The following is a 24,178-nucleotide window of genomic DNA, read 5'->3' as shown; positions in this document are numbered from 1 at the left end:
CGGCTGCTGCCGCGACCTTCATCCTCATAACGCCGGTTACTTGGTTTGCTCTGGATGCCGATCTGCCTTCGAAGGACGCGAGCGCCGCTACATCAACCGCCGTGCGATCCGGGGCCGTAGCTCAAGAGCCTTTCCAAATGGGCCACGCCGCTAACCAAACGACGAGGGGGCTACTTGAACTTGATCGGGCGAGGCATCTCGCTTTCTGGACCTCCGTTCTGAAAAGTAAGAAGCAGGCTTGTGACGCTGTTGTTCGGACCATCTATCAAGGCGGCACCGAACCCGGGATAGATAACTGGAGCATTAGCTGTCGGAGCGGCCACAAATACTCGGCAAGTATTAGCCCGGACGCGCAGGACTCAGTCTGCACTCGAAACAATTTTGCCGGAAGCGTCGAATAGCGCTCGGTGAATAAGCGTTTCACCGCCACATGACATCGCGACTACCTGCCAGCCGCAATCCGCAGCGGTGGCGGCGCCTCGTCGTCAATGTGCGAGAATGACCATGACCCACGGGTCTCACCGCGAATGACTCCAATCGGGCAGCATTCGATGTTAGTATAAGGATGACCGCACTGGGGAAGCCTGCCCCAATGGCCTCAGATCAGACCAAACGCAAGCTCGCCGCCATTTTCGCCGCCGATATTGCCGGCTACAGCCAACTGATGGGTGCAGACGAGGAGGGCACACTCGCCCGCCTCAAGGAGCTTCGCAGTGAACTGATCGATCCAAAGAACAAGCAACATCACGGTCGCATCGTGAAAACGACCGGCGACGGAATTCTAATTGAGTTTCCAAGCGTGGTCGATTCAGTGCGCTGCGCGATCGACATTCAGCAGAGCATGGTCGAACGCAATGCTGGCGTGCCGCAGGAGAAACGAATTGAGTTACGCGTGGGGGTCAATCTTGGGGACGTGATGATAGAAGGCCGCGATCTCTATGGCGATGGCGTGAATATCGCAGCGCGTCTTGAGGCGCTCGCCGAACCCGGCGGCATATGTATCTCCGAGGCTGTTCTCAATCACGCGCGCGATAGGGTACCTTTCTATATCGAGGATGCGGGTGAGCAGACGCTGAAGAATATCGCCCGACCTGTCCATGTTTACCGCATCATTGTCGATGCCAGTCGGCGGCCTGCGATGCCCAGGTCTAATCCTGCGGCGCTGGCGTTGCCGGACAAGCCCTCCGTCGCCGTACTGCCATTCACCAACATGAGCGGCGATCCCGAGCAAGAGTTCGTCTCCGACGGCATCGTCGAGGACGTGATCACGGCGTTATCGCGCTATCCCTCGCTGTTCGTTATCGCCCGAAACTCGTCCTTCACTTACAAGGGGAGAACGGTCGACGTGAGACAGGCCGGGCGCGAGCTAGGCGTGCGCTATGTGCTCGAAGGTAGCGTGCGCAAGGCGGGTAATCGCATCCGCGTCACCGCGCAACTGGTAGAGGCGGAAACCAGCAATCATGTCTGGGCGGAACGCTACGACCGCGATCTCGCCGATATTTTTGCTGTGCAGGACGAACTCACCGAAGCGCTGACCACCGCGCTGGCTCCCGCCATTGCAGACGCTGAGCTGCGTCGAGCGATGCGCAAGCCGCCGGGGAGCCTTGATGCCTGGGCGGCCTATCAGCGCGGTCTGTGGCATCTGAGCAAAGCCACTGCGGATGACGATCGGAGGGCAGCCGAATTTTTCAGGCAGGCAATCGATCACGACCCGACCTTTTCCGGCGGCTACAGCGCGCTCGCTCTTTATCAGTTGCAAGCGGCTGCAATTTACCAAACTCTGGAGTTGGCGGAGGCGCAACGTTCGGCCGAGAGCTTGGCCCGCCGAGCGGTCGCCCTCGATGGAGCCGATGCGGAAGCCCGTTCATGCCTCGGCTGGGCCTTACAATCCCGCGGCGAGGCGGACGGTGCGTTGGCGGAGATCGAGCGAGCTCTTGCGATGAGTCCCAACCTCGCGATCGCGCACGGCCACCGGGGCGCGACGCTGATCTTCGCGGGACGGCCGAAGGAGGGATGCGCGGCTCTCGAAAAGTGTATCAGGCTAGATCCGCGCGATCCCTATCTGGCAGTACGTTTATTGCACATTGCGTGCGCTCTATATTTCTGCGGCGAATACGAGGCTTCGCTCGAGGCCTCGAAACGGCTGATGAGGTCGTATCCCGATTTTCCGATGATCTACCGCTGGTCCGCGGCGGCGCTGGGCCAGCTTGGGCGCACAGCGGAAGCGAACGAAGCATTGGAGCTGGCCATCTCCCATGCACCGGCGGCTTTCGACATGTATGTACGCAACAGAGTCCCCTGGTTTCGGCCGGAAGACCACGCCCATCTGGTCGAGGGCTTGCACAAGGCCGGCTGGAGGGGTTGAGGCTTCCGTTGAAGGGGCAAAGGCGAGCCCAAGCGTGTCCCATGGCGTGGACCCAATGCCCTCCCGGCACGTTATCGCAGGGCAGGGTCGGTCGAAGCCAGCCATGGAAGCACTTGAGGCTTATCTCGACAGGAAATACGAGGAAATCACGTTGCTGAACGGTTTCCTCGACACTCCTTTGGCGCTGCGTCATCCGACCTCGGTGGTCGAGGTGATTGAACAAAAATTTCACATCGCCGCCGCCCTGAAGGCCCAGCATGCGCTGCACGATTGGGCGTTCACGGAAACAGCCTGGGCACATCCGGGCCGGCTGCGTGCCGGGCCGTTCACGTTCAGCTACGATTATCAGCGCGCAGACCTCGAAGTGCGCGGCCCATCCTTTTACGACCATTCGACATCGGCGAACCAGACCATCTATACGTCCTCGGGGATGGCGGCGATATCGGCACTGCTGCTGGCCTTAGCACGCCTGGTATCCGAGGCGGACATCCTGGTTTTGCCTGGCGCCTATGGCGAGACCCTGGAGCTCATCGAAAATCATGCACGTCAGTTTCGCCTGGTCCCGCTGAAAAGCTCTCCCGACGAGGTCGCCTTTTGTGCTGATCGACCGCGAATTCTTCTGTTCGATTCATGTACGCCCGCTGCCGCATTCGAGGCGACCCTCCGTTGTGCAACGCCGCGCCTCGATCTCGTGATTTTCGACACGACCTGCTTCTCGACGGGCTCGGGGCGGATCCGCCGGGTTGTGAGCTGGGCGCGACGTTGGAAAGTCCCGATCGCGCTGGTGCGCAGCCATACCAAGCTCGACTCCCTCGGGGTTGAGTACGGCCGGCTCGGCTCGGTGGTTTTCGTCGCCTGCGAAAAGCACGTCGCCCCGGCCAAGCAGGAGCGGCTGGAGGACCTCGCCAACGAAACGCGCAATGCTGTCCGACTGTTCGGCGGCGCGGCGGTGCCTGCGCATTTTCCGCCCTACGTCGGAACGAACGCCTATCGGGCTCTGACTGACCGGCGGATGGCGGCCATTTTGCGCAACAGCAGGCGGACGGCGCGCTGTTTTGCATCCGGGCTTGCCGGCTCGTCGGCGGAGCTGCATTTCGCGCACGGTCTCTATGTCACACTGGCGCCGAAGCGAATGCTCGACGAGAAGCAGACGAAGCAAGTGGCGGCGGAATTGTGCGACGACTTGAGAAGAGCCGGATTGCCGCTGCGGCATGCGGGGAGTTTCGGCTTCGATTTCGGCGCAGCGGAGTGGTTTCGCGATACCTCATGCAATCGCCACGTAGTCAGGATCGCGGTGCCCGATCTTCCGACGCTGCTGTGGGACCAGGTCGCTCGGGCCGTGGTGGAATGGTGGTCGGCGCACGAGGGGGAGCCCCAACAAGCCATACCGCGCAGATCACCACACCTATTCCAATGAGCCCGAGGACGAAGCGAGGTAGCGGATTTGGCCGCAGGTTCGGCCAATTTTTGACGTGTTGGCGCATTACGAAAGCTCCGGCGCCCTCTCACCCGCTTCTAGCCACCTCTACTCTAGGCGCTCAAAGCTGATCGTCCGATGCCGTTGACCCGGGACAGAATTGTTGGACATGACAGAGAACGCCTTGCGTTCAAGTTCACCATGCTGAACGGCGGCGAGACGGTCGAATGCCAGATCAGCGATGCCGCGATGGACGAACTCGGAGGTGTCAGGGGCACCGAGAGCATCGCAAGGCAGGCGCAGTTCGTGGCTTTGCGGGACGCGGTGGAGGAGATCGCGTCCGATCTCTTCGACAAGCTGCCGCCCGTCAAAGGCCGCGTCATCCGGATATTCACCAAGCATATTCCGACACAGCCGGCTCCGGACAACCTGCCAGCCGGGCCGCCACCTGCTTCTGCGGCCGACGATCACCTCGGCATCAGTTCGTAGACCTGACGTTCGATATGCGATCGCCAAGCGCCTTCACACCGTAAAAATTCGCCCCGGGTTCAGGATGTTCTTCGGGTCGAGCGCGCGCTTGAGCGTGCGCATGGTTTCGATTTCCTCTTCGGTGCGGCTCATTTTCAGATAGGGCCGCCTCTGAATGCCGATACCGTGTTCGGCCGAGATCGAGCCGCCGAATTCGCCGGTGATGTCGTAGACCAGCTTCTCGAACTCATCGTGCTTGTCAGGCGTATGTTCGTGGTACACGCTGGGATGCAAATTGCCGTCGCCGACGTGTCCCATCACGATGGTGAAGGCTTGCGGATCGATCGCTTTGACGCGTGCATCAAGCGTATCCGCGTATTCCTCCATCCTGTCGATGGCCACACTGACATCGAATCCCATCCGTGCTGCGAATGGAAAGCTGCGGCCGAGTTCGACGCTGGAATCGCGGATGCGCCAGATCGCAGCCACGGACGCGTTCGAGGTCGAAAGCGTAGCGTCGAGGATCAGGCCGTCACCCATCGCCGTCTCGAGCAGCTTCTCGAGATCGGCATGGATACGTTCGGGATCGCTGCCGGAAGCTTCCATCAGAACGTAGAAGGGATGATGGGTCGGCAGCGGCCCGATGACGCCCTTCACCCGCTCGACGGTGAAGCGGTAGTAGGCATTCCACATCACTTCGAATGCGGTCAATTCGCCGTCGAGACTTTGCCGCGCCAGCTTCAGGAATGTCATGACCTTGCCGAACGAGGGCAGGGCGCACAGCGCCACCTGTCGTTCCGCCGGCGCGGGAAAGACACGCAACGCAGCACGCGTCACGACGCCGAGGATGCCCTCACTGCCGATGAAAAGCTGCTTTAAGTCGAGGCCGGTGTTGTTCTTGATGTATTTGCGCAGGCCCTTCAGCACGGTGCCGTCGGCGGTAACGACTTCGAGACCGAGAATCAGGTCACGCGTCATGCCGTAGCGGATGACCCGATTGCCGCCGGCATTGGTCGAGATGTTGCCGCCGATGGTGCAACTGCCGCGCGCGCCGAGGTCGAGCGGAAACATCAGGCCGTCCTGCTCGACACGCTCCTGCAGCTTTTGCAGTGGCGTGCCGGCCTGCGCGATGGCGACGCCGGCGGAGGCATCGACCTCTTCGATGCTGTTCATGCGCTCCATCGACAGCACGATTTCGTTCGCATTCGGCAGCGCGCCGCGCACCAGCCCGGTCATGCCGCCCTGCGTCGTAACCGGGACGCCTTCGCGGTGACAGAGCCGCAGCAGCACGGAGACGTCCTCCGTCGTTCTGGGGCGGACGACTGCGCGCGGTTTGGGTGCCGGATTGCCGGCGAGGTCGTGGTGATAGCGCGCGTCGATGTCAGCGCCTGATAGCACCGCACCCTTGCCGAGCGCGTTGTGCAGTTCGTCAATGAAGCCCTCGGACATGCCCTGCCTCTTCTTCATGTGGAGTTTGGCCGAAGCTATACATGCGGCATTCCCGAGATGAAACCCGCTCCAGCCGCAATCGTGGCGTTTTCAGGAACTGGAGCCTTTCGGTTCTGATTGAATCAGAACCGGGCTCTAGATTCTTGTTTTGACGCGTTTTCTCGACGCGAACCGGTGTCCACCCACGGATCAGGTCCGAGGGCATGCTTCGCTGGACAACGCTCTGGGAACGTCGCGTCCTGAAGCCGACGATCAGTGTGGCTGTCGCCGGGGGGTCTTGTGCGCAGCCTTCTTGATGCGCGAATTCGGCATCGGCGGGGTCACGGTAGGGCTGATGGTGGGACTGTCCTGCCGCTCGGGCTCGATCGAAGTGATCTGGTTGCAGGCATCGCACTTGTAAACGTAGACGAGAGGGCGCAGTCCAATCCGGGGCAGCTTTCCGATCTGGACCGTACCACCGCCGCAGATCTCGCAGCGCGGCGGCAGACCGGTTTCTGAAGGCGGGGCGGGCATATCGGACTATCGCTGAAGCAACAAACGACTCAATTCAGCAATGCTGGTTGCCGATTGCATCCTAATCGTGGACAGAAAGTCCGTAAGACTACGAGGTCGTGCCACTCATTCGCCGCCGGCGTCCGTGTTTTGCCACCAAATCGGCCCCGGCCGGGCATCCAGCCAACACACTGCAGGGTGCAAACTCGCAACGCCGGCGCGTGACCCCATGGAAATTCCACTGGATCTGTCCGGGCGAATTGCAATTTGTAAGGCGTGCAGAAATGTCTTCCACCCACGGTCGCGACACACCGATACGGGCCGCGCTGGCGGCTGTAGAGGCCGCGACGTCTCGTCCATCACCTGTCGACAGATTCAATATTGATCGGGAAGGGCCTGCGAAACGCGCTGTCAAACTCGAGGCGCTGCGGCAACGATTCCAGAAGTTGAACGAGTATTGCGATGAGGCGGCCGCCGAAATTCGCGCTTCGCTCGAGCGGTCGCCGCGCTAAAGGTCGTTTGCGGCTGATCAAGGCACGCCTGCCGGATTGCTTTACAGTATCTTCTATACCGAACGGCTCCTTGTTCCGGACGGGGCGGTTGCTATGACGAGGCCCGGACTGCCCTGGGGCACTCCGGGCCTCGCTGTTTTTGCATCGAAGCGGGACATCGATGGCTGGATGTCGCTTCGCCAATACCTCATTTCTTCTCGATCTTGGTGACCGCGTCCGTCTTGTCAATTTTCGTGATGGTCTTGGTCCCCGGCGTGTCGTTCACGGCGAAGGTGACCCTGTCGCCGGCGTGCAGGGCGTTCAGCCGCGCGCCATCCTGGATCTTGAATTCTTCGGCTGCAGCGCCGGTATTCGCGCCGGTGGTGCCTTCAGGCATATCTTTGATGGTGATGGTGCCGCTGATCCGGTCTATTCTCGTCACCATTCCCGTACGCGGTTGCTGGGCAAGAACCGACGTCCCGGCGATGCTGAGGGCCGCGGCGGCAGCCATAATCATCCCTGCGATCTTCATGGAATACTCCCGGCTGTAGGGCGTCCACGATAAGCCGGGATTGCGGCAATAGTTCCGCGCCGGAGCAGGATAGCGACTTTTTCTCCCGTACGAATTAAGGCAACTCTGCAAACGACACAGGATGAAGGCGCGGTTCTGTTTAATCAGAGCAGATAAAGCCTTAGGCCGCGCCGGCCTCGGGCTCGAGTTCGGTTTCCGTCACCGTGCGGTTGCGGCCGAGTCGCTTGGCTTGATAAAGCCCGCGGTCGCAGCGCTCGATCATGACTTCCGCGGATTCGGCGAGGCGGAATTGCGACACGCCTATTGATACCGTAATGCTGCCGATCTCCTTGCCCGTCGCACGGCGTGTCAGCTTCGCTTCGGCAATGCGCCGGCGAACGCGTTCGGCAACGGCCGTGCAAGCCTGCAGATCGGCGCCCGGCAGCACCGCGATCAACTCCTCGCCGCCGTAGCGGGCGGCGAGATCGACTTCGCGAACGCCTTCCTGCAAGACCTTGGCGACCAGCCGAAGCACCTGATCGCCGACCTGGTGGCCATAATCGTCGTTGAATTTCTTGAAGTGATCGATGTCGATCAGGAAGACGCTGAGCGGCTCGTCCTTTTCCATCGCTGCGATCTGGGCGAGGCGAAGGAATTCATCCATCGAGTGGCGGTTGGCCAGCCCGGTCAGCGCATCGGTGTTGGAGCGTTGCTCGGCCGCTTTGAGCGAGTCGCGGATGCTGTCCAGTTCCTCCGACGTGGCGGCGAAATTCGCCTCCAGCTTGGCGGCCCGGGCCGTCGCCTTTGACAATTCATCAACCAGTTTTGCAATTATCGTCCGGGGATCGCCGGTAGCAGCGGCCTCGGAAGACACTTCACCGAGCGCCTCGATGTGGCTGCGGTTGTCGGTGACGGCAGTGTTGAGGAATTGTTGCGCGGTCTCGATCAGCCCGCCCAATTGATCGGGAAGGTCGCCAAACGGATCGGTACCGGCCTGCGCCACATAGGTGATATAGAGTTCGTGGTTGGTTGCCGGGTCGAATTTGCGCTTGCCCGCAATCAGAATGTCGATGGTCTTTCGCAGCGCCAGTGAACTGCCGAGCGAGTACTCGAACCAGACGGCGAAATTGGTGGGGGTGGGAGGGACCGACTGCTGCGACATTAACCGCATAGCTCGGTCAGCAATCGTCGTGGCGTATTCGACGTCTATGTCGCCGATCGGCTGGCCTGCCATCTCTAATCCGGTGATGCGTTTGGTAAGTCAGTTCGTGGCATCCATTGTGCATGAAGGGACTAATCTCACCTTAAATTCCCTGTGAAACTCCGCTGCAAATACGTAACCAATATTGACCTATTTGCACGCGGGAACCGGCAGAAATCGGCCGCTAACTCCCGCCGTAGCTCTGCACCAGGCTTCCTGCCACTAGCGACCAGCCGTCCACCAGCACAAAAAAAATCAACTTAAACGGCAGCGACACCACGACGGGCGGCAGCATCATCATACCCATTGACATCAGCACGGATGCGACCACGAGATCGATAATCAGGAAGGGCAGGAACAGCAGGAAGCCAATCTCAAAGGCGCGTTTCAGTTCGGAGATCATGAAGGCCGGGACCAGAATCCGCAGCGACAGGTCTTCCGGCGTTGCCGGCGGCGGCTCGCCGGAGAGGTCCACGAACAGCTTCAGATCCTTTTCGCGGACATTCTTCTGCATGAAGCCGCGCAGCGGCACAGAGGCCTTTTGCAGCGCTTCCTCGACCCCGAGCTCGTTGGAGACCAGGGGCTTGATGCCCTCGTCATAGGACTTCTGCAGCACCGGCCCCATCACGAAAGCGGTCAGGAACAGCGCAAGCGCAATGATCACGGAATTGGGCGGGGCGGTCGCGGTGCCCAGCGCAGTGCGCAGCAGCGACAGCACGACGACGATCCGTGTGAACGACGTCATCATGATCAGGATCGAGGGGGCGATCGACAGCACCGTCAACAGCGCGATCAACTGGATCGCGCGCTCGGTCACCCCGCCGCCGCCCTGGCCGAGATTGATGCTGATGTCCTGCGCCAGCGCCGGATCGGCGAGCGATCCGGCGATGGTCAGGATTAAGAAAAATAAAACTCTACGCGGAGAAGTCGCCGGCCTCACGAAGGGTTCTTCGGACGGCCCAGCAATGACGCCATCTCGTCTTCGAGATTCTCGAAGCCGCTCTTCTGCGGAGCGGGTGTGGGAGCGGGGGGTTCGCTGCGGGAGGTACGGGCAGGCGGCGTTTCCGGCGCTACCGGCGGCGCCACCGGTTCGGCCGGCCGGCGCAGGGCGGCTTCCAGCCGCTGCGCCATCTCGGCGAGATTCTGGTCGGCGCTCGACGGCGCGGGGGTTGGAGGGGATGGGGGTGGAGGCGGCGGTGCCGCGGCTGCACGTTCCGGCGCTCGGGTCGGCGCCTCGCGGACGGGCGGCACCTCGCGGATAGGCGGTGCTTCGCGGGCTATCGGTGCCTCGCGGACCGACGCTGCCTCACGAACTGGCGGCGCCTCACGGACCACCGGCGGTGCCTTGGGCAACTCACGCTGCGGCAACTCGCGCTGCGGCCGCGGCATCAGCGGTTCGTTGCGGGTCAGGCGCGGCGGGGCCGCTTCGGGACGACCGGTGATCGATTCCGGCGCAAAGCCCGTCAATGGATCGCTGCGACGCTCCGGCGCCGCGGGCCGGCGCAGATCGTCTGCGAAGGAGGGGCGCGCGGGCCGCGGCGGCGGCTCCGGCATTTGCGGTTCGGCGTGATGATCGAAGCCGTCCGTCGGTCGCAAATCGGCTCTCGCCGCTTCCTCGCTCCAGGCGGCATCGGGCAGCGGCGCAATCCGCGGCGGCTGCTCGCCGACCGCCGGGCGCGGCGCCATTTGATCGCGATTGGGCATTGCGCGCACGATGTTGGGTTCGACCACAATGTCGCTTGGACCGCCGATCATCAGGAGATGCTCGACATTGTCGCGCCGTACCAGCACGAGGCGCCGGCGGCCGTCCACGGCGGCGGCGTCGATCACGGCAAGCCGCGGCATCCGCCCGCGCTGGGTGTTGGCGCCGAGGCGGTTGTTGGCGAAGCGGCGGACCAGCCATGCGGCCACGCCGATCAGCGCCAGAACGGCGATGAATGCGAAGAGGAATGTCAGTGTCTGCATTCTTTAGTCCCCGGCCACGGGCCGTTCTCTTGCTGCTGGCTTCGACGAGTGCGGTCTTAGGTCTTCCGGTCCGAGCATGTTCCCTTGGGGAAAGCGGTTCCCGTTTGCCGGATCATGCCCGGAGCGATCCGCAACCGGCGAATCATGCCCGAGATCAGCCTTATTTCTTAATCCCCACGGCGAACGCCGCCATCCGGGTTAATTAATAGACCAAGAATCGTTTGACCCAAAACGACTTCTGAGCGCCCCACGCCGGGTTGGTTGCTGCTGGTTAACGCAGTTTTCGTGGCGAAAATGCGCTCGTTTTGTCGCTGTCAGCGGGCATTGGCCGACGTCCCATGGCCGCGGGCGTGATTTTAACCAGCCGTTAACCATACACCGGGCAAATTCTGCCTACCTCGCGGCGTCTGCCAGAGGTTAACGGGGAACAGCTCGATGGCCATCAACGATCTTCCGATCCTGTCGGCGCTGCGCACCAAGATGCAGTGGCACCAGGAGCGCCAGCGGGTGCTCGCCGAAAACGTATCCAACGCAAACACCCCGAACTTCAGGCCGAGCGACCTGGTCGAGCCGAAATTCGACAACAAGGGCACAGATATCGGCGGCGCGATGGGCTCGCTCGCCATGATGCGCACCAGCGCCACCCATATCGGCATTTCCGGCGGCCGCCAGAGCTTCAGGGGGGACGGCGGCAGGAGCGGCTTCCTGACCAAGCCTGCCGGCAACTCGGTCAATCTGGAAGACCAGATGCTGAAGGTCTCGGCCAACCAGATGGATTACGCGGCTGCCACTTCGCTCTACAGCCGCAGCCTCGGCCTGCTCAAAACCGCCATCGGAAAGCGCTGACGCGGCGCGACTAGGAGAAACGGATCATGGCAGATGATGGAAGCGATTTCGCCCGCTCGATGAGCATCGCGACCTCCGGTCTGCGCGCACAGGCGGGGCGGATGCGGGTGATCTCGGAAAACATCGCCAATGCGGACTCCACCGCGCCATCGGCGGGCGGCGATCCCTATCGCCGCAAGGTGCCGACATTTTCGTCCGCGCTCGACCGCTCGCTGGACGCGCGCGTGGTGACGCTCGGCAAGGTCAGGGCCGACCAGTCGGCGTTTCGCGTCAAGCACGAGCCGAGCAATCCGGCGGCGGATGCTGCCGGCAACGTCAAATATCCGAACGTCAATCCGCTGGTCGAAATGACCGACATGCGTGAGGCGCAGCGGTCCTATGAAGCCAACCTCAACATCATCAGCGCCACGCGCCGCATGATTCAACGCACCCTCGACATCCTCAAGGCCTGAACAGGAACCATAGAAAATGGCTTCACCGACCGTTGCAGCAAACGCCTACGCCGCGCTTTCGCGCATCATGGAATCCGGCGGTGCCGAGAAGGGCGGCCAATCCGCCGGCGGCCCGTCCTTCAGCGCGCTCCTCAAGGACGCGGTGGGAAGCGTGCTGGATGCCGGCAAGAAATCCGACGCCCAGACCATGGCGATGAGTGCGGGCAAAGCCAATGTCATGGACGTGGTGACGGCGGTCGCGGAGACCGACGTCGCGGTCTCGACGCTGGTGTCGGTGCGCGACCGGGTGATCCAGTCCTACGAAGACATCATGAAGATGCCGATCTGACGTCCCTTGGGACGTCATCCCGGGATGGTCCGAAGGACCAGACCCGGGATCTCGAGATTCCAGGTTCGATGCTTCGCATCGCCCCGGAATGACGGTGCAAGTGAAAGCAAGCGAGAACAACAATGACCGGTGCCGAAACCCTCGACGTGGCGCGCGATGCGATCTGGACCATCGTGGTGGTGTCGTCGCCCTTGATGGTGATTGGCCTGGTGGTCGGCGTCGTGGTGTCGCTATTCCAGGCGCTGACGCAGATTCAGGAACAGACGCTGATCTTCGTGCCGAAGATCCTCGCAATCTTCGTGACGTTATTGCTGGCGTTGCCGTTCATGGCGGATTCGATGCACAGTCACATGATGCGGATATCGTCGCGAATCATAGGCGGTTGATGCATTGTGAATAAATGCGCGTCGACATATCGCTGCTGCCGGCCCTTGCCGCCACCTTCATGCTGGTGTTCGCCCGCGTGGGGGCCATGGTGATGCTGTTGCCGGGGTTTGGCGAGAGCAATATCCCGGTGCGCATCAAGCTCGGCATTGCATTGCTGTTGACGTTGATCATCCTGCCGCTGCACCGCACCGCTTACCAGGTCGACCTGACCTCGATGACGGCGATCGGGGTGCTGCTGGTGCACGAGATCGCCATCGGCATCGTGCTCGGCGCCACGGCGCGCGTGACGCTGGCGGCGCTTGCGGTGGCCGGCTCGGTAATCGCCCAGCAGCTCGGCCTCGGCTTCGTCACCGCCGTCGATCCGACGCAAGGGCAGCAGGGCGTGCTGATCGGCAACTTCCTCTCCATTCTCGGCATGACGCTGCTGTTTGCCACCGACACCCATCACCTCGTCATCGCAGCGCTGAACGAGAGCTACCGCATCTTCTCGCCGGGTGAGCTGATGCCGAGCGGCGACGTGGCGGCGCTTGCCACGCGCGCCTTCGCGACGGCGTTCAAGATCGGCATACAGCTCTCCGCGCCGTTTCTGGTGTTCGGCCTCGTCTTCAATATCGGTCTCGGCGTGCTGGCGCGGCTGATGCCGGCGATGCAGGTCTATTTCGTCGGCGTGCCGCTGTCGATCATGGTGGGCTTTCTGATCTTCGCCCTCGTCCTCACCGGAATGATGGCGACTTATCTCAACTATTTCATCGGCGTGATGCACGAATTGACGCCGCTGAAATAGAGCATGATTCGGAACGGTGGGTACCGGTTTTCCGGGAAGATCATGCTCGAATAAAAGAATAGAGCGCCGCGATGGCCGACGATACCGACGACAAAACAGAAGACCCTACGCAAAAACGTCTCGACGATGCGCTTGCCAAGGGCGACGTTGCCAAGAGCCAGGAGGTCAACACCTGGTTCATCATCGCGGGCGGCACGCTGATATTATCGACGTTCGCGGGATCGATCGGCGGCGGCATTCTGATGCCGCTGCGCAACCTGATCGCCAATGCAGGCCAGCTTCGCGCCGACGGCGCGGCACTGCTCGCGCTCGGCAACACGCTCGGCTATGCCGTGCTCGGCGCGATCGGCGTGCCGCTGCTGATGCTGGCGCTTGCCGCGATCGCCGGCAACATGATCCAGCACCGGCTGGTGTGGTCGTCGGAATCGCTCAAACCGAAGTTCAGCAAGGTATCGCCCGGCGCGGGGCTGAAACGCATCTTCGGCAAACAGGCGGTGGCGAACTTCGCCAAAGGGCTGTTCAAACTGACCGCGCTCGGCTCCGTCATGATGGCGGTGCTGTGGCCCGAGCGTCATCGGCTGGAATCGTTCCTGATGTTCGATCCTTCGGCGATCCTCGACGTCACCACCAACCTGACGCTGCAATTGATGGGTGCAGTGGTGGCAATGCTGGCGGCCGTTGCGATCGCCGATTACTTCTTCCAGTACCGGCAATGGTACACGCGGCAGAAGATGTCGCTGCAGGAGATCAAGGACGAGTTCAAGCAGTCCGAAGGCGACCCCCACATCAAGGGCCGTATCAGGCAGTTGCGCGTGCAGCGGATGAAGAAGCGCATGATGGCCGCCGTTCCCAATGCCAGCGTGATCATCACCAACCCGACCCACTATTCGGTGGCGCTGTCCTACGATCGCGGCATGTCGGCGCCGGTTTGCGTCGCCAAGGGCGTCGACAACATCGCGTTCAAGATCCGGGAGATCGCCAAGAAGCACGACATACCGATCGTGGAGAATGTGCCGCTGGCGCGCGCGCTTTATGCCACCGTCGATATCGACGAGGAGATTCCGGTCGAGCACTATCACGCGGTGGCCGAGATCATCGGCTATGTCATGCGCCTCAAGAACGGGTTTGCTAACCGGGGAATGTGAGGGGAACCGCTGGAAAAACGCCTTGAAATGCCTTCAACCTGTCAAATAACCGCCTGATGGACTTGCGCTTGCGGGTCCGATTCAGGCACTCAGGAGCGGCGCGCGACCCCGCGCGTCACCTCCTTGCCGACGGGCAGTGCCTCTTCAGATGACCGCCGAAACCGACAGCCGTCCGCCCACCGAGCCCTTCGCGGCCCACGAGCCGGCGCGGCGGGGCGGTAGCATCGTGCTGGTGTTGCTGGTGGCCGCCGGCATCGTCGCGGTGGCGGTGGCCCTGATGACCATCGGCCGCGCCCAGGCTCAGCCTTATATTCTCGGCGTGTTGGCACTTTTGGCCATGGTCGGCCTGTTCAATCTGTTCGCTTTTGCCGCCGGTATCATCCGCTTCACCGACCGCGGCACCGACGATCCGGTGATGGGCCGCATCGCCGATCACGCCTATGACGGGCTGGCGGTGACCGACCCTAAAGGCCACGTGGTCTATTCCAACGCCGCCTATCTGGCGCTGACCGGGGCTGCCACCGCGCAGGACGTACGGCCGGTCGAGCGCGTCTTCATCGGTAATCCCGACGTCTCCGAAGCCGTGTTCCGCCTGCTCAAGGCCGCCCGTGAAGGCAAGCGGCAGCAGGAGGAGGTCCGCATCGCCGGCTCCGACGGCGCGCAGGGCCGCTGGCTCCGGATGCGGGTTCGTCCGCTCGGCCAGAGCAAGCGCGAAGCAAAATACGCGGTGTGGTCGATCGCCGACATCACGCGGGACCGCGAGCGTCAGGAAGATGTGTTCCGGGAACTGCAGCACGCGATCGAATATCTCGATCATGCGCCATGCGGCTTCTTCTCGGTCGATCCGGCCGGCGACGTCATCTATGTCAACGCCACGCTGGCGAACTGGCTCGATTACGATCTCGCCGAGATTGGATCCGGCGGGTTGAAGCTTACCGATATCGTCTCCGGCGATGGCGCCTCGCTCCTGACCTCGATCGTAGCGGTCCCCGGCGAGGTCAAAACCGAAGTATTCGACATCGACCTGCGCATGCGCGGCGGCAAGACCATGCCGGTGCGGCTCTACCACAAGCTCGCCTTCGGCGCCGACGGCTCGCCGGGTTCGTCGCGCACGCTCGTGATCAGCCGCACGCGCGACGAGCATTCCGACCCCGAACGTGCCGCCGAAGTCCGCTTCATGCGGTTCTTCGACCATACGCCGATGGCGATTGCGACGGTGGACCGCGGCGGCACGGTGGTGCGCGCCAACGCCCGCTTTGCCAAGCTCGCGCAAAGCCTGAGCTCGGACGGCGCGGCCAACAAGTCGATCTTCCGCACGGTAAATGCGCGCGACCGCGGCCTTCTGATCTCGGCGATCAACCAGGCGGCCGAAGGGCAGGGCGACATCGCGCCGGTGGAAGTCATGCTCGACGGCGCCAAGGAACGCTGGGGACAGTTCTTCGTCACCGCGGTCGAGGAGGACGAGCGCGACACCGAGGCTGCCATCGTCTATCTGCTCGAGACCACCGAGCGGCGCACGCTGGAAAACCAGATCAATCAGTCGCAGAAGATGGACATGGTCGGCCAGCTCGCCGGCGGCATCGCGCATGACTTCAACAACGTGCTGTCAGCCATCATGATGGCGAACGATTTCCTCTTGAACGCGCACAAGCCGACCGATCCGTCGTTCCAGGACATCATGCAGATCAAGCAGAACGCGACCCGCGCGGCGACGCTGGTGCGGCAACTGCTCGCGTTCTCGCGCCGCCAGACGTTGCGGCCGCAGGTGCTCGACCTCGGCGATGCGCTTTCCGACCTCACCATGCTGCTGCGCCGCCTGATCGGCGAGAAGGTCAAGCTCGACCTCGTGCACGGCCGCGATCTCTGGCCGGTCAAGGTCGACGTCTCGCAGTTCGAACAGGTGGTCGTCAATCTCGCGGTCAATGCGCGCGATGCGATGCCCGATGGCGGCAAACTGACGGTAAGGACCGGCAACGTGACGATAGACGAAGCCGCGCAGCTTTCGCACAAGGGCATGCCGGCCGCCGATTACGTGCGGATCGACATTTCCGATACCGGCACCGGAATCCCGGCCGACATCGTCGACAAGATCTTCGAGCCGTTCTTCTCGACCAAGGAGGTCGGCAAGGGCACCGGGCTCGGCCTCTCCACGGTGTACGGCATCGTCAAGCAGACCGGTGGTTTCGTCTATGTCGACTCCACGCCCGGCGAAGGTACCACGTTCCGCATCTTCCTGCCGCGTCATCGGCCCGAGCTGGAAGCGCAGCCGGAGGCGCCCGCCGCCAATGGCGCGGCCAGGGAAGGGGCGGCCGAGCCGCCGAAGCCGCGGCCCGACCTGACCGGGCAGGGCACCATCCTGCTGGTGGAAGACGAGGACGGCTTGCGATCGCTGAATGCGCGCGGCCTGCGTTCGCGCGGCTACAGCGTGATCGAGGCCTCCAACGGCATCGAGGCGATGGAGGCGCTGGACGAAAAGGACGGAGCGGTGGATCTCGTCGTTTCCGACGTGGTGATGCCGGAAATGGACGGCCCGACGCTGCTGCGCGAAATGCGCAAGCGCAATCCGAACCTGAAGATCATCTTCGTCTCAGGTTACGCTGAAGAGGCTTTCGACAAGAGCTTGCCGGAGAACGAACAATTCGCCTTCCTGCCGAAGCCGTTTGCGCTCTCCGCGCTGGTCGAGAAGGTCAAGGAGACGATGACGGCCTCATAAAATCCTGGCCGAGAGCCTGCTACGCATGGTGAATGCCGAGTTTACGGCCAAATCGTCACATGCCCGCGACTGAGGGCCGCAGCCGCCGTTCCCGATATTTGCTTCACTTTTGGCTGGCTCTGCCCATCTTAGGGGCACTTCCCCATGGAGGGGAATGAGGAAAAAGACATGAATTTCTCGCAGACTGCGCGCGGAATTGTACGGGCCATGGCGATCGTCCTGTCGGTGGCGGTTCCACTGGCGATCACAATCGAAGCGGCTGATGCCCGCGTTGGCGGCGGCGGCAGCTCCGGTTCGCGGGGATCGCGGACTTATTCGGCGCCCCCGAGCACGACCACCGCGCCGGGCACGGCGCAACCCATGAACCGCAGCTTTACCCAGCCGGGCACCCCCGCAGCGGGTAATCCGGCCGCGGGTGCAGCCAACAAGGGCGGCTTCTTCAATCGGCCCGGCATGGGCATGCTCGGCGGCCTTGCCGCCGGCTTCCTCGGTGCCGGCCTGCTCGGCATGCTGTTCGGCGGCGGATTGTTCTCCGGCCTCGGCGGCCTGTCCTCGATCATCGGCCTGCTGCTGCAGATCGCGCTGATCGTCATCGTGGTGCGCCTGGCAATGTCGTGGTGGCAGCGCCGCCATACGCCGGCCTCCGCCTATGCCAACGGGCCTGCCGCCAGTGGGCCTGCTGAAGGCCCCGGTGCCCAGACCAGCTTCCGCTCCGGACTGGGTGGCTTTGGGCTGGGTTCGAGCCAGCCGGCGCTGGAAATCCAGCCGGCCGACTATGAGGCGTTCGAGCGGCTGCTCGGCGAGATCCAGGCCGCCTGGTCGAACGAGGATGTCGCCAAACTGCATACGCTGGCGACGCCGGAGATGGTGTCCTACTTCTCCAAGGACCTCGAGGAGAACAAGGCCCGCAACGACGTCAACAAGGTCTCCGACGTCAAGCTGCTGCAGGGCGATCTTGCGGAAGCCTGGCGCGAAGGCGAAACCGACTATGCCAGCGTGGCGATGCGGTTCTCGCTGGTCGACAAGACCCTTGAGCGCGCCACAGGCCGTTTGGTCGCGGGCAGCGAAACCCCGATCGAGGCCACAGAAGTCTGGACCTTCGCCCGCCGCCGCGGCGGCGAGTGGGAACTCTCGGCGATCCAGCAGACGAACTGATCGCCTGCACCAACACAAAGAAGGCGCTGCGGTTTGTTCCGCAGCGCCTTTTTCTTTGCGGGAATGCATGCTCCATTTCGGGCTTCCCTGCCGGAATAATGGTTGCGGCCGCGTGTTGATGCGACACGGCCCACAACAGGGAGGTCCTCAATGAACAGCTTCGCCCGGATCATCTCGCCGGCGTGCTTCGCCCTCGCCGCCATGTCGACTCTCGCAAGCGTGCCTGCGCATGCGCAATCCGCCAATACCAGCTTCTTCGTGACCAGCAACGGCATCGGCAATGGCGGCAATCTCGGCGGTCTTGCGGGCGCCGACAATCATTGCCAGACGCTGGCGCAGGCCGCTGGTGCCGGAGGCAAAACCTGGCGCGCCTATCTCTCAACGCAAGGCGCCGACGGTGCGCCCGCGGTGAACGCGCGCGACCGCATCGGCAAGGGGCCGTGGCAGAACGCCAAGGGCGCCGTGGTTGCCAAGGATGTCGCCGAACTGCACGGCACCAACGGCCTCACCAAGCAGACCGCCTTGAGCGAGAAGGGCGAGGTCATCAATGGCCGCGGCGATACGCCCAATCGCCACGACGTGCTGACGGGATCGCAACCCGACGGCACCGCGTTTACTGTCGGCGAAGATCGCACCTGCAGGAACTGGACGAGTTCGACGCAAGGTGCCGCAATGGTCGGACATTCCGATCGCATGGGACTGCGCGACGACGACGCCTCGAAATCCTGGAATTCGTCGCATCCCTCGCGCGGGCCCGACGGCGGCTGTTCGCAGGCAGACCTGAAGAGCACCGGCGGCGACGGGCTGCTCTATTGCTTCGCGGCGAATTGACGCGAGAGGTGTCGAGGACAACGCTCCGGGACTCCGGAGCATAGGCAACAACGAAAGGCGCCGCGGTTCAGTCCGCGGCGCCTTTCTGCCGAAGTCCGTATCCGGTTGCCGGCTCATCCCATTCGGGCAAGGCACTTAATTGCTTGTTGCCCCCGCAGCTCTCCCGCAACTTCACGGTGCCGATGAAGAGGGAGATATTTCGTTGAACCAGTTGAATGCACGCGTTGAAACGATCCTCCACACCGTCGGGAGTTCCTCCGATCCGCTGATGGCAATCGAGATGGCCTACCAGCGCATCGAGCGCGAGCCCCATCGCAATTGCTGGATCCATGTTCGTCGTCGCGAGGAAGCGCGCGAAGAGTGCCGCAGGCTGATGGCGCGCGCCAGAGCCGGCGAAAATCTGCCCCTGCTCGGTATTCCCTTTGGCGTAAAGGACAACATCGATGTCCAGGGGATGCCGACCACCGCCGCATGTCCGACCTTCAGCTATATGCCGCCGCGTTCTGCGAAAAGTGTGGAGCGGCTGATTGCCGCTGGCGCCATCTGCCTCGGCAAGACCAACCTGGATCAATTCGCCACCGGCCTCTCCGGCGCTCGCTCGCCTTACGGCTCCTGCGCGTCGGTTGCCGATGCGCGCTATATTTCGGGTGGTTCCAGTTCCGGGTCCGCGGTTGCGGTTGCGGCTGGCCACGTCGCGTTTGCGCTCGGCACCGACACCGGCGGCTCGGGCCGTATTCCGGCAGGCTTCAATGAGGTCGTCGGCATCAAGCCCACGATCGGGCTGGTGTCATCGCGCGGACTGGTCCCCAACTGCCCGACGATCGATTGCGTTTCGATCTTCTGCAATACCGTCAGGGACGGGGAAGCGATCCTCGATGTTATCGAGGGCTTTGATCCCGAAGACCCCTACAGCCGTCCGGCAACGCCTTTCACGGCCGCAGGACCTGGCAACGCCTTCCGGTTCGGCCGCATCGCCTCGGCGGATATCGAATGCTTCGGAATGAGCGAATGCGCCGAACTCTATGAGCGCGCCTGCAGACGTTTTTCTCGGCTTGGTGGCAAAGCGGTCGAAATCGACTTTGCGCCCTTCAAACAAGCCGGGGAATTGATGTTCACCGGCCCATGGGTCGCTGAGCGCCGCTCGGTCATCGCCACGCTGACGGATGTCGAGAACGGCGGCTTGCTGGACGTCACAAAGACGGTGCTGCGATCGGCATCCAGCTATTCCGCCATGGACACCTTTGCGGCCATTCACCTTCTGTATCGGCTGCGCCGCGCCACGCAGAACCTTTTTGCCGATCTCGATGCTCTGGTAGTTCCGACGGCGCCGCGCCCGTTCACGCTTGACGACATGCACAGCGATCCGGTCACGCTGAACAACCGGCTCGGCTACTATTCGTATTTTGCCAACCTGCTCGATCTCTGCGCGATAGCGATCCCGAACGCGAAATTGCCCAACGGCATGCCGATGGGCGTCACGTTGCTGGCGCCGGCCTGGCGTGACCGGGAATTGATCGGCCTGGCCCGGCGGCTCGAGCCGAACGGAGGCGGCGCGGCGTTCGAACTCAGATCTGGCACGCCGGAAAGCGAAAGCTAATTCATCTCCTGATCGAGGCTTGCAAGATCGAGGATCGAGATCATGGCCCGGTCGTACCGGATGATGCGCTCCTCCTGGAGCCGGGCCAACTGCACCGTTACCCATTGCCGCGTAGATCCGATCAGATTTGCAAGGTCGCCATGGGTGAACTGGGTGCCGATGACGATCTCGTTGCCTCGCTTGACGCCATAGATGTGCGACAGGAAGATCAGCAAACGGTGCAGCCGCTCTGTCACGGAGCGGGTTCCGAGCATTTGCGCCATGGCGGAGTAGCATCGCGCCTTGAACGCCAGGGCATCGAGCAGGGCGACGGCGATGGAAGAGGATTCCAGCGCAAGCCTTCGCAAAGCGGCCCCGGGCAGGAATGTCAGTTCGCTGCGCTCGACGGCGACCGACGTCCACATGTGCGGCCCCTCCCAAACAGATCGGGGCCTCCGACGAAATTGCCCGCAAACCAATAGGCGAGGGTAACCTCGCGTCCCGATGGTGCGGCGTAGTAGCTGCGGATGCGTCCTGAACCGATCAGGTAGATGCCGGTCTGTTCATCACCCTGGCTCCAGACCAGTTGACCGGGTTCAAGTACCTTTTCCCGGCCGATTGCGCGCAGCCGATTGCAATCAGCTTTGCCGAGACCATCCAGCAGGCTGGGCAGGGGCCTCACCATGATGTCCGATTCCGCCAGCATCACGCCGGCCGCCACCAGTGTATTTGCCCCGTGCATCGCCGCCTCCGTCTCCGAAAGACGGATCAGGTTATTCAAGGATCATGCCAAGCCAGCGTGCGGCGTGAACTGAACGGATTTCAAGGTTCGTCCGACTGGCGGAATGCGCGCAATCCCTCGGCGCGGATGACCTCGAGGCAGTCCTTCTTGAGTGCGAGATAGGACGGCTCGAGCAATATCGCGTTCGATCGCGGTCGCGGGAGATCGACATCGAGCTGGCGAAGAATGCGTCCCGGTCCGGCGCTCATGATCAGGACACGGTCGGCCAGGACAATCGCCTCGTCAATGTCATGGGTGACGAACACAATCGTCGCCTTGATCCTGTCGCGCAGCTCCAGCAAATTGTCCTGCATCACCGCTCTGGTCTGCGCGTCGAGGGCTCCGAAGGGCTCGTCCATCAGAAGCACTCGCGGCTGGTTTGCGAGCGCTCGCGCGATGGCGACGCGCTGCTGCATGCCGCCGGAAAGCGTGTTCGGAAACGCGTCGGCAAAGCGCTTGAGTCCGACCATCGCGATCAGATCATCTGCAATCGCGTTGGCTTCTTGCACCGATTTTCCGAGCATTCGCGGACCATGGGCGATGTTCCGCCGGACAGATTTCCATGGGAACAAATGCGGCTGCTGAAACACCATGCCGACTTCGGGGCGCGGACGATGTACTGGCGAGCCGTCCACCAGGACACTGCCTTCAAACGGAACTTCGAGTCCCGCAATCGTATTGAGCACGGTCGACTTTCCGCATCCCGACGGTCCGACGATGCACACGAATTCACCCTGCGGCACGTCGAACGAAACCCGGTCCACTGCGATTAGCTGGCCGCGCTTGGCGTCAAACGGCAAGGGCTGCAAACATTCGGTCGGCCACGAATGATATGAGCCCGAGCGCGGCAAGACCGCCCATCACCTGGCCGGTTTGCAGATTCTGCTGCGCGATCTCGATCCGGTAGACGATGCCGGCGAATGTGCCGGCAAGTTCGGCCGCCACGAGGGTGTAGAAGGCGATGCTGACGGCGGTGCGCAATCCGACCACGATGTAGGGCAATGCTCCCAACAGAACGATCTCCTGCAGCATTTGGCGCCGCGGCGTGCCCAACATCAATGCGGCCCGGATCAGGCCGCGATCCACCTTCTGTACGCCGATATGCGTGGAGAGCCACACCGTGAAAAACACGCCCCACACCACGAGGAATAGTTTGCCGGTCTCCGAGAGGCCGAACCAGAGGACGACGATCGGCACAAATGCGATCGGCGGGATCGGGCGCAGGATGTGGAACAACGGCGACAGCAGGCTCGAAACGATCGGGAATTGACCGGTCATGATTCCCAGGAAGATCCCGAGCGCCGCTCCCGCCGTGAAGCCGGTCGTCACCCGGTAAAGGCTGGCCGTCAGGTCGAGGAAAAATTGTCCGCTGCGCATCCATTCGACGATGGCAACCGCGACGACTGACGGGGGCGGAAACAGCACGATGTTGACGATGCCGGACCGCGCGATCAGTTCCCAGAGCAGGACGAACAACGGGATGGAAAGCACGCCGATCAGGATATTGAGCCGCTGCAAGCGACCGGCATCCGAGCGCGCGCGGGCACGTTCGCCGCCATCTTCGTGGGCCCTCAAGGCGCCGTCATGCTTCATGGACGAATATCCTATTTCGACGTGACAGTGACGCGTGCGGGGTCGAGGCCCTTCAACGGCTCCGAAACGATCACCTTGCTGAAGTCCGGCATCACAGCGCCCGGCGGATGATTGCCGCTAGCGAGACGCCACGTGGCGTGGGTTTTCAGGATTTCAATTAGCCTGTCATCGATCCGCACGCGGTGCACGTAGTCGGACCAGATCGGCTGAAGGTCGTCGCGCTTCATGCCGACGGCATCCGCCACCGTCGCGATCGCATCATTCGGGTTTGCCTTGACCCAGGTCTCGGCTTCGATCAGCGCCGCGATGAATCTTTTGACGAGGGCCGGGTTGGCATCGAGATAGGCACGCATGACGACGATATTGAAGGTCTCGGAGTAGGTACCCTTCGTGTCGAGTTCGACGGCGGCTGCTCCGAGCGCCTTCTTGGCGTTGGCGATATGGGGCTCCCAGGTGTCGAACGCATCGATGCTGCCGGCCGCCAGCGCCGGCAGCATTTCCTGCGGCCGCAAATTCACCAGCGTAACGTCGTTGGGTGTCAGCCCCGCCGATTTCAGCAGCGTCGCGGTATAGACTTCGCTGCCGGTGCCGGCAGTAAAGGCGATCTTCTTGCCGCGAAGATCGGCCTTGCTCTTGATGCCGGACTTTGCCGCCACGACCGTCTTTAGGTCCGAGTATTCCATTCCGGCCACAAAGGCGATCGGCTGGTTAGCCATGGCGGCGGCGGTGACCGGCGCCTCGGCCGTCGTCGCAATGTCGGCGCCGCCGCCAACCACAGTGTCCAGGCACTGCTTGCCGGACGTGAAATTGGAAACCGTAATGTCGAGCCCATGCTTTTCGAAGATCCCTTTTGACTTGGCGACGATCGCAAGGGCAGAGATGGGTGCCAGGTTTTGCGCAAGGCGAGCCTTGAGCAGTTCTGCGGCCGAAGCGCCGTTTGATCCGACAGCCAGACAGGAAATTGCGGCGTAGCCGGCTAGCGCGGTGATGCGGCTGATTGCGTTCCGGTGCATGAAAACTCTCCCCCTGCGCCGCCGTTTGGGCGGCAAAGCTCGATCGCGAAACCGCCCTGATCGGTTTCCCGCAAATCCCCGCGTCCGCCCTGGCAAGATCGTCATTTGGCGCTTGCTGCGTCTTCCATCATGCTCGCCCGGGGTTGCGCGCGCGGGAAGCAATTAATCGACATAGGTTTTGGCAGGGTCGATTGCGGAACTCCTGAGTGTTTGGC

The 24,178-nt window shown here is 62.4% G+C and carries 23 protein-coding genes; 13 read left to right on the top strand and 10 right to left on the bottom strand.

The features are described 5' to 3' along the window. Window positions 1-592 precede the first annotated feature (592 nt). The 3 genes from LMTR3_RS33735 to LMTR3_RS33725 all read left to right on the top strand — a co-directional run bounded on the left by LMTR3_RS33735 (window position 593) and on the right by LMTR3_RS33725 (window position 4,271). Window positions 593-2,365, top strand: a complete 1,773-nt coding sequence (locus LMTR3_RS33735) for an adenylate/guanylate cyclase domain-containing protein (protein ID WP_065749255.1) — start codon at window positions 593-595, stop codon at window positions 2,363-2,365. A 103-nt stretch (window positions 2,366-2,468) separates the two neighbouring features. Next, window positions 2,469-3,782, top strand: coding sequence for a hypothetical protein (locus tag LMTR3_RS33730; protein ID WP_065749254.1), 1,314 nt, complete (start codon window positions 2,469-2,471; stop codon window positions 3,780-3,782). Between the two features lie 138 nt (window positions 3,783-3,920). Next, entirely contained in the window at window positions 3,921-4,271 is a 351-nt protein-coding gene (locus LMTR3_RS33725; RefSeq protein WP_084029972.1) for a DUF1488 family protein, read from the top strand. 33 nt (window positions 4,272-4,304) lie between these two features. Here the strand turns inward: LMTR3_RS33725 and LMTR3_RS33720 are convergent, their stop codons facing one another. The 5 genes from LMTR3_RS33720 to LMTR3_RS33695 all read right to left on the bottom strand — a co-directional run bounded on the left by LMTR3_RS33720 (window position 4,305) and on the right by LMTR3_RS33695 (window position 10,359). Continuing rightward, window positions 4,305-5,699 carry an FAD-binding oxidoreductase gene (locus LMTR3_RS33720; RefSeq protein ID WP_084029979.1) on the bottom strand — a complete coding sequence of 465 codons (1,395 nt, stop codon included), beginning with the start codon at window positions 5,697-5,699 and terminating at the stop codon, window positions 4,305-4,307. Window positions 5,700-6,890: 1,191 nt separating this feature from the next. Then, window positions 6,891-7,214 carry a copper-binding protein gene (locus LMTR3_RS33710; protein WP_065749250.1) on the bottom strand — a complete coding sequence of 108 codons (324 nt, stop codon included), beginning with the start codon at window positions 7,212-7,214 and terminating at the stop codon, window positions 6,891-6,893. A 160-nt stretch (window positions 7,215-7,374) separates the two neighbouring features. Beyond that, window positions 7,375-8,355, bottom strand: coding sequence for a GGDEF domain-containing protein (locus tag LMTR3_RS33705; protein ID WP_065749350.1), 981 nt, complete (start codon window positions 8,353-8,355; stop codon window positions 7,375-7,377). Between the two features lie 223 nt (window positions 8,356-8,578). Then, window positions 8,579-9,334 carry a flagellar type III secretion system pore protein FliP gene (gene fliP / locus LMTR3_RS33700; RefSeq protein WP_065749249.1) on the bottom strand — a complete coding sequence of 252 codons (756 nt, stop codon included), beginning with the start codon at window positions 9,332-9,334 and terminating at the stop codon, window positions 8,579-8,581. Next, window positions 9,331-10,359, bottom strand: coding sequence for a flagellar biosynthetic protein FliO (locus tag LMTR3_RS33695; protein ID WP_065749248.1), 1,029 nt, complete (start codon window positions 10,357-10,359; stop codon window positions 9,331-9,333). Before LMTR3_RS33695 ends, fliP begins: the two co-directional genes overlap by 4 nt. Before the next feature lie 435 nt (window positions 10,360-10,794). Between LMTR3_RS33695 and flgB the strand changes: the two genes are divergently transcribed. The 10 genes from flgB to atzF all read left to right on the top strand — a co-directional run bounded on the left by flgB (window position 10,795) and on the right by atzF (window position 20,597). Beyond that, the gene (gene flgB, locus LMTR3_RS33690; RefSeq protein WP_065749247.1) at window positions 10,795-11,205 is read left to right on the top strand and encodes a flagellar basal body rod protein FlgB; all 411 of its coding nucleotides are present in this window, start codon (window positions 10,795-10,797) and stop codon (window positions 11,203-11,205) included. Between the two features lie 26 nt (window positions 11,206-11,231). Then, complete coding sequence (flgC, locus tag LMTR3_RS33685; RefSeq protein ID WP_065749246.1) at window positions 11,232-11,657, top strand: flagellar basal body rod protein FlgC; 426 nt, start codon at window positions 11,232-11,234, stop codon at window positions 11,655-11,657. Between the two features lie 16 nt (window positions 11,658-11,673). After that, window positions 11,674-11,985, top strand: coding sequence for a flagellar hook-basal body complex protein FliE (gene fliE, locus LMTR3_RS33680; RefSeq protein ID WP_065749245.1), 312 nt, complete (start codon window positions 11,674-11,676; stop codon window positions 11,983-11,985). A gap of 122 nt (window positions 11,986-12,107) precedes the next feature. Beyond that, a complete protein-coding gene (gene fliQ / locus LMTR3_RS33675; RefSeq protein WP_057855657.1) occupies window positions 12,108-12,371 on the top strand; it encodes a flagellar biosynthesis protein FliQ in 264 nt (87 codons plus the stop codon). A gap of 14 nt (window positions 12,372-12,385) precedes the next feature. Next, the gene (gene fliR / locus LMTR3_RS33670; protein WP_065749244.1) at window positions 12,386-13,156 is read left to right on the top strand and encodes a flagellar biosynthetic protein FliR; all 771 of its coding nucleotides are present in this window, start codon (window positions 12,386-12,388) and stop codon (window positions 13,154-13,156) included. A 71-nt stretch (window positions 13,157-13,227) separates the two neighbouring features. Next, a complete protein-coding gene (gene flhB, locus LMTR3_RS33665) occupies window positions 13,228-14,301 on the top strand; it encodes a flagellar biosynthesis protein FlhB (protein ID WP_065749243.1) in 1,074 nt (357 codons plus the stop codon). A 148-nt stretch (window positions 14,302-14,449) separates the two neighbouring features. Continuing rightward, the gene (gene cckA / locus LMTR3_RS33660; protein WP_065749242.1) at window positions 14,450-17,014 is read left to right on the top strand and encodes a cell cycle histidine kinase CckA; all 2,565 of its coding nucleotides are present in this window, start codon (window positions 14,450-14,452) and stop codon (window positions 17,012-17,014) included. A 168-nt stretch (window positions 17,015-17,182) separates the two neighbouring features. Further along, complete coding sequence (locus LMTR3_RS33655; protein ID WP_502686696.1) at window positions 17,183-18,169, top strand: Tim44 domain-containing protein; 987 nt, start codon at window positions 17,183-17,185, stop codon at window positions 18,167-18,169. Between the two features lie 201 nt (window positions 18,170-18,370). Beyond that, on the top strand, window positions 18,371-19,000 hold the full coding sequence (locus LMTR3_RS33650) for a lectin (protein ID WP_245320118.1): 630 nt from the start codon (window positions 18,371-18,373) through the stop codon (window positions 18,998-19,000). A gap of 202 nt (window positions 19,001-19,202) precedes the next feature. After that, on the top strand, window positions 19,203-20,597 hold the full coding sequence (gene atzF, locus LMTR3_RS33645) for an allophanate hydrolase (protein WP_065749239.1): 1,395 nt from the start codon (window positions 19,203-19,205) through the stop codon (window positions 20,595-20,597). On the opposite strand, the gene LMTR3_RS39690 is transcribed toward atzF, so the two are convergent. The 5 genes from LMTR3_RS39690 to LMTR3_RS33625 are packed head-to-tail and all read right to left on the bottom strand — an operon-like array spanning window position 20,594 to window position 23,963. Then, window positions 20,594-21,001: a Crp/Fnr family transcriptional regulator gene (locus LMTR3_RS39690; protein ID WP_245320101.1), complete on the bottom strand. Its 408-nt coding sequence runs from the start codon at window positions 20,999-21,001 to the stop codon at window positions 20,594-20,596. The genes atzF and LMTR3_RS39690 overlap by 4 nt on opposite strands. Beyond that, window positions 20,965-21,357 carry a Crp/Fnr family transcriptional regulator gene (locus LMTR3_RS39685; RefSeq protein ID WP_245320100.1) on the bottom strand — a complete coding sequence of 131 codons (393 nt, stop codon included), beginning with the start codon at window positions 21,355-21,357 and terminating at the stop codon, window positions 20,965-20,967. The genes LMTR3_RS39690 and LMTR3_RS39685 overlap by 37 nt, the downstream gene beginning before the upstream one ends. A 41-nt stretch (window positions 21,358-21,398) precedes the next feature. Then, window positions 21,399-22,157 carry an ABC transporter ATP-binding protein gene (locus LMTR3_RS33635; protein WP_245320098.1) on the bottom strand — a complete coding sequence of 253 codons (759 nt, stop codon included), beginning with the start codon at window positions 22,155-22,157 and terminating at the stop codon, window positions 21,399-21,401. Next, entirely contained in the window at window positions 22,147-22,950 is an 804-nt protein-coding gene (locus LMTR3_RS33630) for an ABC transporter permease (protein ID WP_084029970.1), read from the bottom strand. Before LMTR3_RS33630 ends, LMTR3_RS33635 begins: the two co-directional genes overlap by 11 nt. Before the next feature lie 11 nt (window positions 22,951-22,961). Further along, window positions 22,962-23,963, bottom strand: a complete 1,002-nt coding sequence (locus LMTR3_RS33625; RefSeq protein WP_065749237.1) for an NrtA/SsuA/CpmA family ABC transporter substrate-binding protein — start codon at window positions 23,961-23,963, stop codon at window positions 22,962-22,964. Between the last annotated feature and the right edge of the window lie 215 nt (window positions 23,964-24,178).

The sequence above is a fragment of the Bradyrhizobium sp. LMTR 3 genome (assembly GCF_001693485.1).
Taxonomy (GTDB): Bacteria; Pseudomonadota; Alphaproteobacteria; order Rhizobiales; family Xanthobacteraceae; genus Bradyrhizobium.
Note: the sequence above shows the minus strand (reverse complement) of the source record. Positions and strands in the feature narration are given on the sequence as shown.

Coding starts and splice junctions, on each gene's coding strand:
- fliR (WP_065749244.1), top strand. CDS start 12,386: ATGCGCGTCGACATATCGCTGCTGCCGGCCCTTGCCGCCACCTTCATG.
- LMTR3_RS33705 (WP_065749350.1), bottom strand. CDS start 8,355: ATGTCGCAGCAGTCGGTCCCTCCCACCCCCACCAATTTCGCCGTCTGG.
- LMTR3_RS33650 (WP_245320118.1), top strand. CDS start 18,371: ATGTCGACTCTCGCAAGCGTGCCTGCGCATGCGCAATCCGCCAATACC.
- flgC (WP_065749246.1), top strand. CDS start 11,232: ATGGCAGATGATGGAAGCGATTTCGCCCGCTCGATGAGCATCGCGACC.
- flgB (WP_065749247.1), top strand. CDS start 10,795: ATGGCCATCAACGATCTTCCGATCCTGTCGGCGCTGCGCACCAAGATG.
- LMTR3_RS33725 (WP_084029972.1), top strand. CDS start 3,921: ATGCCGTTGACCCGGGACAGAATTGTTGGACATGACAGAGAACGCCTT.
- cckA (WP_065749242.1), top strand. CDS start 14,450: ATGACCGCCGAAACCGACAGCCGTCCGCCCACCGAGCCCTTCGCGGCC.
- LMTR3_RS33695 (WP_065749248.1), bottom strand. CDS start 10,359: ATGCAGACACTGACATTCCTCTTCGCATTCATCGCCGTTCTGGCGCTG.
- LMTR3_RS33720 (WP_084029979.1), bottom strand. CDS start 5,699: ATGTCCGAGGGCTTCATTGACGAACTGCACAACGCGCTCGGCAAGGGT.
- LMTR3_RS33730 (WP_065749254.1), top strand. CDS start 2,469: ATGGAAGCACTTGAGGCTTATCTCGACAGGAAATACGAGGAAATCACG.
- flhB (WP_065749243.1), top strand. CDS start 13,228: ATGGCCGACGATACCGACGACAAAACAGAAGACCCTACGCAAAAACGT.
- LMTR3_RS39690 (WP_245320101.1), bottom strand. CDS start 21,001: ATGTGGACGTCGGTCGCCGTCGAGCGCAGCGAACTGACATTCCTGCCC.
- fliQ (WP_057855657.1), top strand. CDS start 12,108: ATGACCGGTGCCGAAACCCTCGACGTGGCGCGCGATGCGATCTGGACC.
- LMTR3_RS33655 (WP_502686696.1), top strand. CDS start 17,183: ATGAATTTCTCGCAGACTGCGCGCGGAATTGTACGGGCCATGGCGATC.
- LMTR3_RS33625 (WP_065749237.1), bottom strand. CDS start 23,963: ATGCACCGGAACGCAATCAGCCGCATCACCGCGCTAGCCGGCTACGCC.
- fliE (WP_065749245.1), top strand. CDS start 11,674: ATGGCTTCACCGACCGTTGCAGCAAACGCCTACGCCGCGCTTTCGCGC.
- LMTR3_RS33735 (WP_065749255.1), top strand. CDS start 593: ATGGCCTCAGATCAGACCAAACGCAAGCTCGCCGCCATTTTCGCCGCC.
- LMTR3_RS33710 (WP_065749250.1), bottom strand. CDS start 7,214: ATGAAGATCGCAGGGATGATTATGGCTGCCGCCGCGGCCCTCAGCATC.
- LMTR3_RS33630 (WP_084029970.1), bottom strand. CDS start 22,950: ATGAAGCATGACGGCGCCTTGAGGGCCCACGAAGATGGCGGCGAACGT.